9 protein-coding genes and 1 pseudogene are annotated in these 13,085 nt (G+C 42.5%); 2 read left to right on the top strand and 8 right to left on the bottom strand.

The annotated features are described in order from the left end of the window. Positions 1–53: 53 nt before the first annotated feature. From FD05_RS06900 to FD05_RS06925, 6 genes are all read right to left on the bottom strand, one after another. A complete protein-coding gene (locus FD05_RS06900) occupies positions 54–1,016 on the bottom strand; it encodes an ABC transporter ATP-binding protein (RefSeq protein ID WP_020281009.1) in 963 nt (320 codons plus the stop codon). Next, entirely contained in the window at positions 1,013–2,110 is a 1,098-nt protein-coding gene (locus FD05_RS06905; RefSeq protein ID WP_020281008.1) for an ABC transporter ATP-binding protein, read from the bottom strand. Before FD05_RS06905 ends, FD05_RS06900 begins: the two co-directional genes overlap by 4 nt. Positions 2,111–2,120: 10 nt before the next feature. Then, a complete protein-coding gene (locus tag FD05_RS06910) occupies positions 2,121–3,149 on the bottom strand; it encodes an ABC transporter permease (RefSeq protein WP_020281007.1) in 1,029 nt (342 codons plus the stop codon). Positions 3,150–3,163: 14 nt separating this feature from the next. Continuing rightward, positions 3,164–4,084: an oligopeptide ABC transporter permease gene (gene opp3b, locus FD05_RS06915; RefSeq protein WP_020281006.1), complete on the bottom strand. Its 921-nt coding sequence runs from the start codon at positions 4,082–4,084 to the stop codon at positions 3,164–3,166. 118 nt (positions 4,085–4,202) lie between these two features. Then, positions 4,203–5,819 (bottom strand): peptide ABC transporter substrate-binding protein, encoded by a 1,617-nt coding sequence (locus FD05_RS06920; protein WP_039932774.1) that lies wholly within the window; start codon positions 5,817–5,819, stop codon positions 4,203–4,205. Positions 5,820–6,280: 461 nt separating this feature from the next. Beyond that, positions 6,281–7,903 (bottom strand): peptide ABC transporter substrate-binding protein, encoded by a 1,623-nt coding sequence (locus FD05_RS06925; protein WP_039932772.1) that lies wholly within the window; start codon positions 7,901–7,903, stop codon positions 6,281–6,283. Between the two features lie 297 nt (positions 7,904–8,200). Here FD05_RS06925 and hflX point away from each other — a divergent pair, with 297 nt between their 5' ends. Together hflX and FD05_RS06935 are read left to right on the top strand one after the other, a co-directional pair. Then, positions 8,201–9,487 (top strand): GTPase HflX, encoded by a 1,287-nt coding sequence (gene hflX / locus FD05_RS06930; protein WP_020281003.1) that lies wholly within the window; start codon positions 8,201–8,203, stop codon positions 9,485–9,487. A gap of 76 nt (positions 9,488–9,563) precedes the next feature. Further along, positions 9,564–10,916, top strand: a complete 1,353-nt coding sequence (locus FD05_RS06935) for an APC family permease (protein ID WP_020281002.1) — start codon at positions 9,564–9,566, stop codon at positions 10,914–10,916. Positions 10,917–11,011: 95 nt separating this feature from the next. Here the strand turns inward: FD05_RS06935 and FD05_RS06940 are convergent, their stop codons facing one another. Next, the gene (locus FD05_RS06940) at positions 11,012–11,965 is read right to left on the bottom strand and encodes a zinc-binding dehydrogenase (RefSeq protein ID WP_020281001.1); all 954 of its coding nucleotides are present in this window, start codon (positions 11,963–11,965) and stop codon (positions 11,012–11,014) included. 11 nt (positions 11,966–11,976) lie between these two features. Beyond that, positions 11,977–12,963: pseudogene (locus tag FD05_RS06945) on the bottom strand (LacI family DNA-binding transcriptional regulator). Positions 12,964–13,085 lie beyond the last annotated feature (122 nt).

The raw sequence follows: 13,085 nt of genomic DNA on the forward strand, positions 1-13,085 counted from the left end.
CGCTTAAGTACTCTTAGATGCAAGTCCCTAACCGCTTGGTTCCGCACACTACACTACTTCTTCAGTCTCGAATCCTCTTGCGCACGCTTCTTATACATCGGGATTTCATCCTCGCTGGCACGTACCCAGTGATGCGGGACGATTTCCACTAGCGAACGTTCTTTATCGTCAAATTCTTGACTAGCATCGTATGGGATTTGTACCCGGGCCCGCTCGTACTCTGGATCAGGCACTGGAACCGCCGACAATAAGCTGGCGGTATAATCATGCAATGGATGGGCATAGATTTCATCTGAACTGGCAATTTCCAGCATTCTACCATAATGCATAACCCCAATTCGGTCAGAAATATACTTAACCATTGAAAGGTCATGGGCAATGAACAGATAGGTCAGATTACGTTCACGCTGCAGCTTCTTCAACAAGTTAACCACTTGGGCCTGGATGGAAACATCCAGCGCTGAAATGGGCTCATCAGCGATAATAAACTGTGGTTGAACGGCCAACGCTCTAGCAATTCCAATCCGTTGACGCTGACCACCTGAAAATTCATGTGGATAACGACTGGAATGGTCTTTGTTCAAACCAACGGTCTCAAGCAAATCTTCAACTTGTTTGGAACGATCAGCATCATCTTTAGCCAAATGATTAATATCAATTCCTTCAGCAACAATATCCTTAACCTTCATCCGTGGATTCAGAGAAGCATATGGATCTTGGAAAATCATCTGCATGTCTCGGCGGAACGTCTGCTTCTGTTTTTTAGAATCCAGCTTGGAAACATCCTGACCATCAAAGATGATTTTACCTGAAGTCGGTTCGTACAGATGAATGATTGCGCGACCGGTCGTGGTTTTACCAGAACCGGATTCACCAACTAACCCAAATGTTTCACCACGGTACACGTCAAAGGTGATGTCGTCAACCGCACGGACTTCATTGGGTTTGCCAATGTTGAAGTATTGTTTCAGGTGTTCAACTTGCAATATTTTGTTTTCTTCTGAATAGTCAATCACAGTTGTTCCTCCTGTTCTTCAACATGATTCCCCTTGCTCTTGTTAATTTCTTGATGAACAAGTTCAGCATAGTGTTTCTGACGTTCGATGATCGGTGCCGGTGGCGTCACTTTTGGCGCTCTGGGGTCCAACAGCCAAGTTGCAGCATAGTGGGTATCAGACACCTTAAAGAACGGCGGCTGCTTTTCTGTGTCGATTTTAAGGGCATATTTGTTTCGGGCAGCAAAAGCATCCCCTACTGGTGGATCCAATAAATCTGGTGGTGTTCCGGGAATTGATGGTAATTCAGTACCACTCGTATCCATCGTCGGCATGGAGTTCAAAAGGCCCCAAGTGTATGGATGCTTTGGATTATAGAAGATTTCATCAACCGTACCGTATTCGACAATCTTGCCGGCATACATAACGGCAACTCGATCGGCCATCCCGGCAACAACCCCCAAATCATGGGTAATGAAAATGATTGACGTGTTGGTCTTAGCCTGCAATTCCTTCATCAGATCCAAAATCTGAGCTTGAATGGTTACATCCAAGGCAGTTGTTGGCTCATCAGCAATCAAAATTTCAGGGTAGTTAACCAAGGCGATTGCAATCACAATCCGTTGTCTCATCCCACCTGAAAATTGGTGAGGATAGTTGTTAATCCGCTGTTCAGCGTTTTCAATCCCAACTAATTTCATCATTTCCAAGGCTTGAGCATATGCTTTCTCACGCTTCATACCCTTATGGATAATCAGCGGTTCAGCAATTTGCTTGCCAATCTTCATCGTTGGATCAAGTGAAGTCATCGGGTCCTGGAAGATTTCGGCGATGTCTCGTCCACGAATCTGGTCCATTTGTTTCCGTGACTTCTTCAATAAATCTTGACCCTTGAACATAATTGTTCCACTGTCAATGACAGCGTTGGGCGAATTTAATCCCATAATACTTCTTGTGGTAACAGTCTTGCCTGAACCGGATTCCCCAACAATCGCCAAGGTTTCCCCTTTTCTCAGGTCAAAGCTGACATCTCGAATCGCTTTAACACTACCAGCATAAGTATTGAAGTTGATTTTGAGATTTCTTACCTCAAGAACATCTTTTTCGTTTTCCATCTCAAAACACCTACTCTCTACTCTTTGGATCAAGGGCATCACGAAGCCCATCACCCAAGATATTAAATGCAATCATCAAGACTGAAAGCACGATCGCTGGATACCACATTTGATAAGGCAAGAACTGGAAGTTTTTCTGGCCATCATTGATCAAAGTACCAAGTGAAGCTTGTGGTGCACTAATACCAATACCAATGTATGACAGGAAGGCTTCGAAGAAGATTGCTGTTGGAATGGTGAACATCAAGTTAATGATGATGACACTACTCAAGTTAGGCAATAAATGCTTAAAAGCAATCTTCCAGGAACTCTCACCCAGCGTTCGAGCCGCCAGGATAAATTCCTGGTTCTTGAGCTCCAGAGTTTGCGCCCGGACCAGCCGGGCCATGTTAATCCAACTGGTAATCGCAATTGAAAGGATGATCGCAGTCATACCTGGTTTTAATACCAAGATCAACAGAACCATGACAACCAAGTTAGGAATTGACAACATGATTTCAATGATTCGTTGCATCAAAGTATCAACCCGGCCGCCGATCCAGCCTGAAGTGATGCCGTAAACAACACCGAATGCCAAATCGAAGAAACTGGCAATCAACGCAATTTCAAGGGAGATTCGAGTTCCATACAAAATTCTTGAGAACAAGTCACGGCCAAGATAATCAGTTCCTAGAAGGTACCAGTTATTGCCTGCATGAGCTTGGGCATATGCGTTAACTCGTTCGCCTGATTGATCAAGCGTCCCGTTAAGGCCATTAATGTCAATGCCAGGAATCTTTGGTGGTAAATTGGCAAAATTAGGATTGGTTGCGTTTGGATTATGTGTTTCAAAGAAATGAGATCCAAAAGCAAGAATGAATAAAATGATCAGAAGTACCAGAGCAATCATTGCTGCTTTATTTTTACGTAATCGACGCCACGAGTCTTGTAAGAAAGTTAAAGATGGCGTTGCGATTTTTTCGTCATCCAGCTTGGCACGATCGGCACCGGCAATCGGTGTGAAATCGTCAGCTGAAGTTTGTTTTGCATTGTCTGCCATTATTTTTCTCCCTCCTACTTATTAATTCTGATTCGTGGATCAATTAATCCATAAACAATGTCAGTGATCAACAGCACAACACAAAGCATCGCACTATACACGATCGTCAGTCCCATGATAGTTGGGTAATCGTTGGTCAAAATTGACTTAACGAATTGTTCACCAATACCAGGAATTGAGAAGATGTTTTCAACAACCATCGAACCGGTCATGATGTTAACGGCCAAAGGTCCAATGATGGTAACAACTGGAATTAAACTGTTACGCAGTGCGTGATGATAAATAATTCCGACTTTATTGAGTCCCTTGGCTTTTGCAAGTTCAATATAATCCGAACTCAACACGTCCACCATTTCCGTCCGCATAAACCGAGCGGTTTCAGCTAACGGCGACGCGGCCAGCGCCAAGGTCGGCAGGACGGTATACATAAATCCGCCCCAGTCAGCGATTGGGAACAATCTCAGCTTCAAGCCCAGGTAGTACTGCAACAGTACCGCCAAAACGAATGAAGGAATTGAGATGAACAGGATTGAAATGATGGTAGCTGAAGTATCAACCCAAGTGTTAGCCTTGATTGCACCAACAGCACCAACAATCAGCCCTGCAAGAACCCCAAGTACCATTCCTTGGCCACCAATAATCAGTGATGGTCCAAGACGACTGGAAATCAGGTATGAAACCGGCTGGTTACTGAACTGGAATGAAGTACCAAAATTACCATGAATCACTCCACCCAGATATACCAGGTATTGCTGCCAGACGGGCTTATCCAACCCATACTGCTTATAAATCTGATGAATTTGTGTCGGTGTCAGCTTGGCTTGGTTGGTCAATGGAGTACCTGGCATTAATTTCATCAAGAAAAAGGTAATTGTAGTGACGATAAACAAGGTCAGAATAATGTAAAATATTCGTTTTCCCAAGTATTTTGCCATAAGTGTTCCTCTCATTTCTAATTATGTTGTAACTATTTTTTCATAAACCCCATAATAATGTAAAAGAGGCCGGATTTCAATAACCAGCCTCAAATACATCGAACTGTTCATTTAATAATTACTTAACGTAAGCCTTACTAAAGTCATATTGTGGTGATGTTGTAAAGGCTTGAACGCCCTTAACAGATGAACGTACCAATGCGGCTTGTCCTTGTTGATAAAGTGGAACAATTCCTTGGTCATTCATCAAAATCTTTTCAGCAGCAACCATATCGTTCCAACGAGCGGTTTCGTTGTTGGCATCAGTTGATTCAGACTTCTTGATCAAAGCATCGTATTGTTTGTTATTCCACTTACCATCATTGTAAGAGTTGCTTGATGTCATCAAGTCCAAGAAGTTACTTGGATCTGGGTAATCGGCAATCCATGCTGATGTAACCAAATCAAATTGTTGATCTTCTGAACGAGTCAATTTTGACTTAAATGGAATACTTTGAACGGTAATCTTCAAGCCAGGCAATTTTTCAAGTTGACTTTGAATAAATTCGCTTGCCCGCTTGCTGTCATCGTCATCTGAACCCAATAGGCTTAAGCTCAATGACTTCTTGCCCTCTTGTTTCAAACCTTTTGCGAATAAGGTCTTAGCTTCTTTCAAATCATAGTCGGTACCATCCTTGACGTAAGCTTGGGAAGCAAAGTCTTTGCCGTTATGCTTAGCCATGCTTGCAGGAACAAATCCCTTAGGTGCGATATCCCCACCCTGCATAACTTTATTAACCATTTGTTTCTTGTCAATCGAAAGTGCCATCGCTTTACGAATGTTAACATTTCTTAAAGCCTTGATCTTCTTTTGGTTGAATTCCAAGTAAGAAGTTGATGCTTGTGGGAACACCGTGTATGCTTTGTTCTTCTTATTGTTGGCAGCTAGAGTACCACTTAAGGTGGTGTAATCAAGCTTGTTGCTGTTGAAACTGTTCAAACCAGTTGATGGTGTCTTAACTGCTTGGAAGTTCACAGTGTCAACCTTGACCTTTTTAGCATCCCAGTACTTGGTGTTCTTAACAAGTTTCCAAGTATCGTTGGTACCGTTCCATCCCTTAAGAATGAATGGTCCATTATAGCTGTTCTTTGTGGAATTAGTTCCAAAACCACTACCATACTTGGCAACTGTCTTAGGATTCTGTGGGAAGAATTCTGGCTGGGTAACCATGTACTTAAAGTAACTTTGTGGCTTTACCAAACTAACAACGAACTTGTAGTTACCTTCGGCTTTAACACCTAATTTTGAAGGTGACATCTTACCGGCGTTAATCTTGGCTGCATTCTTAATGTTGGCAAATATGTATGCATATTGTGAAGCCGTCTTTGGCTTAACAGTTCTTTGCCATGAGAATACGAAGTCTTTAGCGGTAACAGCAGAGCCATCGTTCCACTTAGAATGACGTAGATTAAATGTCCATGTTAAACCATCTTTTGAGACGTTATAACTCTTGGCAACACCTGGGTCGACTTTGTTGTCCTTAGCCATACGAAGAAGACCTTCGTTAGTACCATTGGCAACTTGAGCTGAATACAAATCAATCATCTTTGAAGTATCCATAGTTGAAATTGCGGCTGGCGTGCTCCAATTGATCTCCTGTTTCTTTGATTGTGATGACTTACTACCACACCCTGCAAGGATAAGTACTGATACGAGTGCTACCCCACCGAGCTTCGCTAATGAATTAATTTTCATGTTGCGATACTTCCCTTCTTAAATATGAAATACTTATTTTGTGATGCCCTTATTTTAAATTAAAATTTGATTAAAAGCAAACACTATCTTGGCATTTATGACATTTGTTCGGTCGACAATTGGTATGGTTGGTTAATTGTGAAATAGAGATTGCTTAACCAGCAGTGGCTTACGCGTTGCGTTTCACTTTTGAGCTTTTGAAAAATTTATTGGTAGAAAAGATTTAAAGAGAGAAATACTTACCAATTATTCCAGATGATCGCACCACGAGTATATCAATTCACAGAATGAATCAATCTGTTACTCACAATATTAGGAGGGTACTAGGACGTAGATATGCACGTTTATATGCATAAAGAGAGTGAGAAAAAAGGCGTTTTGACTAAGTAATCATGAAACCACTAAAAAGAGGCTGGAGCAAAAGTTCGCACTTTTGTTCCAGCCTTCTTGTAGATTAACGATTATTTAACAGAGATCTTGCTCCAATCCCACTGTGGTGCAGTTGGGAAGAATTGAACGCCTTGAATCTTTGGCTTCATCAATGTTGAAATTGCGGGTTGATACAATGGCACAATTCCTTGATCATTCATCAAGATCTTTTCAGCCTGAACCATGTCGTTCCAACGAGCGTTTTCATTGGCAGCATCGACACCTTCCGACTTCTTAACTAAAGCATCGTATTGCGCATTGCTCCATTTACCATTGTTGTATGCATTCTTGGAAGTCAAGATATCCAAGAAGTTGCTTGGATCTGGGTAGTCAGCGTTCCATGCAGTGATAACCAAATCAAATTGACCACTGGCTGAACGGGCAAGACGTGTCTTATAAGGAACGTTTTGGTTCGTGATCTTCACACCAGGCAACTTAGTCAACTGACTTTGAACAAATTCAGTTGAACGCTTAGCCACATCGGTATCGTCTGAAAGCAAGGTCAAGTTAACCGACTTCTTGCCAGTTTCCTTCAAACCTTTGGCCCAGTATTTCTTGGCTTCAGCCAAATTGTAATCAACCGCGCTCTTAACGTATGATTGATCGGCAAAGTCCTTACCATTGTGTTGTGACATGTCGTCGGCAACAAATCCCTTAGGTGCCTGTGAACCGTCAGCAAGCACTTTGTTGGCAAGTTGTTTCTTATCAATTGCCAATGAGAAGGCCTTACGAAGGTTCTTATTCTTAAACATTGGGAATTTCTTTTCGTTCATTTCCAAGTAATAGATAGATGCTTGCTTGTATACATGGTAGTTCTTGTCATTCTTGTATTGCTTAACTTGGGTGCCACTCAACGTCGTGAAGTCCAGCTTGCCACTTTGGTAACCATTCAAAGCAGTGTTTGGATCCTTGATTGCTTGAATGTTTAAAGTGTCGAGCTTAATTGACTTGGCATTCCAGTACTTAGGGTTCTTAACCAATTTCCAATTATCGTTGGTACCGTTCCAACCCTTCAATACAAATGGACCGTTGTAACCATTCTTTTGTGCGTTGGTTCCATATGCTGAACCATACTTCTTAACAACAGACGTTTCTTCTGGGAAATAATAACTTTGAGAAACCATGTACTTGAAGTAACTTTGTGGCTTGATCAAATGGACAACCAGTTTGTAGTTGCCCTCGGCTTTAACACCCAGCTTTGAAAGAGCCATCTTACCGGCATTAATTTTTTCAGCATTTTCGATGTTATTGAAAATGTATGAATACTGTGATGCCGTTTTTGGATTAACTGTTCGTTGCCAAGAGTTGACAAAGTCGCTGGCAACAACCGGCTTGCCATCATTCCATTTAGAATGACGCAAATTGAAGGTCCATGTCTTGCCATCCTTTGAAACCGTGTAATTTTTGGCAACTCCGGGAACAACTGAGTTATTCTTGGACATTCTCAAAAGTCCTTCATTAGTTGCGTTGATGTTTTGACTGGAAATCAAATCAGTCATTTTTGAAGCATCCATAGTGTTGATGTTTGCGGCCACCATCCAGTTGGCAGTCTGCTTCTTAGCACCTGAATCAGAAGATTTGCTACCGCAACCTGCCAGTACAAGTGCGGCGAGTAAGCCAACTCCTCCGATTTTTAATAGCGATTTAGTCCTCATAAATATGAAACTTCCCTTCTTGTATTATGTATTATCTGTGAACCCATTCATTTTAAATTAAAATTTAATTAAAATCAATCCCATTTTAGTGTTATTATTATTCCTGTTTGCCGGCGTTTGTAACAAATGCAATGAGATCAATGATATGAAGTATGAATTTTGAATAATAAATTTACTTTATTTCTCTAATATTCCGACAGACAGTCCTGATATCTCAGCCAATCAAGTGCACTTTGTCCACTATTTATTTACATTTGTGTGTTATACTTGAACACATAATTTATTAGGAGGCACCACATGGATTTACAAGAAACTTTAACTCCTGTTGTCACGATTGGATTGAATCGAAACACCAATAGCTTTGAATATTCAATGACCGAACTGAACAACTTGGCCGAGGCCAATAATATGAAGGTTGTTGAAACCTTGGTTCAGAAATTAGACCGTCCCGATCCCGCCACTTACTTTGGTAAGGGCAAGATTGAGGAGTTGGCTCAAGTTGTCATTGATGATGGTGTTGACACCATCGTGGTGAACGATGAACTGTCACCCAGTCAAATTCGAAACATTGAGAAAAATACCCGGGCCCGAATCATTGACCGGACCGGATTGATTCTGGAAATTTTCGCCAACCGTGCTCAATCCAGGGAAGCCAAACTTCAAGTTGAATTAGCAAAATTAAAATATCAGCTGCCCCGGCTCCATACCAGTGCCAGCCAACGTCTGGATCAGCAGACCGGTACCAGTAGTGGTGCCGGTGGGGCTACCAACCGTGGTGCCGGTGAATCTCAATACGAGTTGAACCGTCGGACGCTTGAAAAACGCATCACCCACGTTAATCAGGAACTTAAGGAAACTGCTAAAGCAGACCAAACGAAGCGTAAGCAGCGTGATCGCAGTGAGATGCCCACCGTTGCGCTGGTTGGTTATACCAATGCCGGTAAATCAACCGTTATGAACGGCATGATTAACCTGTTTGGCGAGAATGAAGACAAACAAGTGATGGTTAAGAACATGCTGTTCGCTACTTTGGACACATCAGTCCGCAAATTAACCCTGCCCGATCAAAAACGTTTCCTATTGAGTGATACAGTTGGATTTGTCAGTCAATTACCCCACCAATTGGTTCAAGCCTTCAAGTCAACTTTGGCAGAAGCTGCCAATGCCGACTTGCTCATTCAAGTCGTCGATTATTCAGATCCCCATCGTGAATTGATGATGAAGACCACCGAAGATACCTTGGCTGAAATCGGCGTCACTGGGGTCCCCATGATCGTTGCTTTGAATAAAGCCGACAAGATGGAGGTTTCGTTTCCATCTCGTGAAGGCGACAATTTGATCATGTCTGCGATGGATGAAAAGTCCCTGCAGGAATTGACCACAATGATTAAAGAAAAGATTTTTAAAAACTACCAGAAACTGACATTGCTCATTCCATTTAATGCCGGTGATGTCGTTTCTTATTTGAATGAAAACACCAACATCGAAAAGACCGATTACCGTGACGACGGAACAGTCATCACGGCCGAGTTAAATGATGCTGATGCCAAAAGATTTGAAAAATATATTTTAGCAACCGAATAAATTGTTCGTTCAAAATAATTTATTTTGATATTATTTGTGTTCACATTTTTATGATGAGAAGAGAGGAAGAAACCCCATGAAAGAACAGAAAGAAGTCACGCTGGACAGAGACCTTGGCCTTTGGTCAGCGTTAGCCCTTGTTATTGGAACGATTATTGGTGCCGGTGTCTTTGTTAGACAATCTGCCGTTTTAGATGATGCCGGCTCAACGTCAATGGCCTTATTTGCCTGGCTGGCTGGTGGTATTTTAACCATCACTGCCGGATTGACCATTGCTGAAATTGCTTCACAGATGCCCGAAACCGGTGGTCTTTACGTTTATATGGAACGAATCTACGGTAAGCTTTGGGGATTTCTCTCCGGCTGGATGCAGATCATTATTTACGGACCCGCAATGATTGCCTCACTTGGTGCCTACCTGGCAATTCTATTATCTGATTTCTTCGGATTCCCAAGTAAATACAATGCGATGCTCGCAATCGGAACCATTATTTTAGTTGGTATTTTAAATTTATTTTCGAACCGTTATGGTGCAACGTTTGCTATTATCACAACTATTTGTAAATTGGTTCCAGTTGCGGCTTTGATCATCTTTGGTCTCTTCTTTGGTAACGAGAGTGCCTTCGGTCAAAGTTTGGTTCATGTTCATCAATCTGCCGGAAACTTCGGAGTTGCCATCTTAGCTACCCTGTTCGCCTTTGACGGCTGGATCTTGGTCGCCAACCTGGGTGGTGAAATCAAGAACCCAAGAAAGCTGCTGCCACAAGCCATCACCCTTGGTATCTTGGCCGTGTTAGTGATCTACTTATTGGTTTCCTATGGTGTTTACCGTTCAGTCCCCGCAGAACAAATTCATCGTCTGGGAACCAGTGCCATCCCTTACATCGCTAACCAAGCATTTGGTGAAGTTGGTGGTAAAATCCTCAGTATCGGAATCATTATCTCGATTGTCGGCTGTATGAATGGTAAGATCATGACTTTTCCACGGATTATGTACGCCATGGCCAAACGTGGTCAACTGCCATTCTCAAAGACTTTGTCATACTTACATCCAAAGTCACATACTCCAATTTTCTCAACTGTTGCCGAATTGATCATCGTTACAATCATGATCATCTTCTCCAACGCCGACCGTTTATCAGAATTATGTATCTTCACGGTTTATTGTTTCTATGTGATGGCCTTCGTTGGTGTCTTCTTATTAAGAAAACGCAATCCAAACCAACATCGAGTTTTCTCAACGCCACTCTTCCCAATCACACCAATCTTGGCAATCGGTGGTTCACTGTTCGTCATTGTCAGTGAAATCATGTCCGATCTCCCTGGTGTGTTAACATCCTTTATCTTCGTTGCAGTTGGAATTCCAGTCTTTTATTACGAAAGTAAGAAGTACCGTGAGCGCCAAGCTGAATTGAATGATGAAGATTAATTCTTTAAAATAGACGAAAGCCCACAAGCGCAATGCTTGTGGGCTTTTTGATTGCTTTCATGTTATTTTGTGGAAACGTGATTTGCCAGCCACTCTTATGGTAAAACGACTACCTTACCAAAGCTGTTATGACCATCCAGATAGGTCTGGGCATCAGCCGTATGCTTCAAATCAAAGACTTTAGTTGGTGACACGTCGATTTGGTTATCGTTAATAATATCAAATAAATCATCGAACATGTGCTGATCGAGCGCGCCCGACTCAAAGCTGGTTAAGTAACCGCCATTCAGCTGGGAAATTGGTTCGAAATGAGTTAGATCCCACACCCCGCCAAGTTCTCCGGTAACACAGGCAACTCCGTTTTCCTTAATAAATTGCATTGAGTTCGTTAATGTGAGTGCACCAACCAGTTCAAGAATTCGGTCGTACTTCTCACCGTCGGCTTGTAACTGGTTATCTTTATCCAAAACAACTTCATCAAAACCGGCCTTTTTAAGAGCGTCAGCTTTTTCCAAGTGCCGGGTTGAACCAACCAGTTTAATCGATGGCACCATTGCCCGGGCTAATTTGCCGGCAGCAACGCCGACGCCACTGGTTGCCCCACGAATGAGCAGTGAATCAGCTTCATCAAGGTGCAACTTGAGCAGTGACCCATATGCCGTGCCATAGGTCTCTGGCACGGCTGCCAAATCTTGAATGGCAAGCTGAGTGTTAACCGAGTAGATATGGTCATTGGGCAGTAAAGTATATTCTGCATAACTGCCGTCAAACGCTCGGCCCATGCCACCCATAACCGAAACCACAATTTGACCTTTTTGAAGGCGTTCAGGATCCGTTGTCTCAACAACTTCGCCCACACATTCAATACCTAAAATTCTGGGCAGTTTTACTGAAGGTGACCAGCCGTTTCTGGTAAAAATTTCAGACCGGTTAATGCCAAAGCCCTTCACTTTCAACAGCGTCCAGCCTTCTTTAACCTTCGGCATTGGCGCATCTTCATAAGATAAGGCGGTTGGTCCGCCCGGGTGTCGTAATACAATTGCTTTCATACAAAACCCTCCTAGACACTTTCACGTTCCACAATTTTGATCGGTGTATACATCGAATAAAAGTCCTTAAACGACTCGCTGACCAACATATCCATCCCTTTGGCGCCCATTTCAAAGAAAGATTGGGTCAGACTCGTCAGCTTCGGTCGGACAATGTCACATAACTGAGTGCCATCAACTGTGAGGATGGCTAATCTATCAGGTACTTTCATTCCATAATTCATTGCCTGATTCAAAACGCCAATCCCTGCCAAATCACTGGAAGCAATTATCGCCGTAAGTTCCGTTTGCTTACCAAACTTTTTCATGGCATTGACCCCATCCATGTATCTGAAATGACCATGTTGTACCCAATCGTCGTTGAATTCCAGTTGATTATCACGCATGGCATCCCGATAGCCTTCATATCAGAGGTTACCGACAAATGAGTGCAGGTCTGTGGCAACGAAGCCGATTTTGCGATGGCCCTTGCTAATTAAATACTTGGTGGCCTTGTAGCCAATGTCAAAATCATTTGAAGAAATGAATGGGAATTCGGTGTTTTTCAATGTCATTGAGAGAAACAGAAACGGAATATTCGCACTTTCCAATAAATCGTCGTTTTCCGGATCCAGATCAATCGCAACCAATAAAATTCCCATCACCGATCTTTCAATCACGGTTTGAATTGCTTTTGCCTGGACTGCTGCATCCCCCTCACCTGCATAGATAATCATGACACTTAGATTGCGGGCTTGAGCCTGTTGCTGAATACCTCTTAAAATCTGGTCAGAAAAGTTGGTTTCTGTTGAGCTGACCAGCACCGCAATCACATTGCTGTGCTGGGTAACCAATTCAACGGCATTTTGATTTCGCTGGTAACCCAATTTTTTAGCAACTTCACGGACTTTTTTGGCAGTCTTCTCTGAATAGAATTCTTTTTGATTGGATAGGACTCTTGAGACTGTCGCCGGTGAAACACCTGAAATTCTGGCAATATCTTTAATTGTTGCAGCCATATGATCACCTCTTAACCCGCATTATTTCAGATAAATCTCTGTTAATAATTATAACATAGGGGGTGCCTTGTTTTTTACTCAAACGTTTGTGATACGATAATACGGGGATTGAAAACCCACCT

The organism is Lentilactobacillus otakiensis DSM 19908 = JCM 15040 (genome assembly GCF_001434145.1).
Taxonomy (GTDB): domain Bacteria; phylum Bacillota; class Bacilli; order Lactobacillales; family Lactobacillaceae; genus Lentilactobacillus; species Lentilactobacillus otakiensis.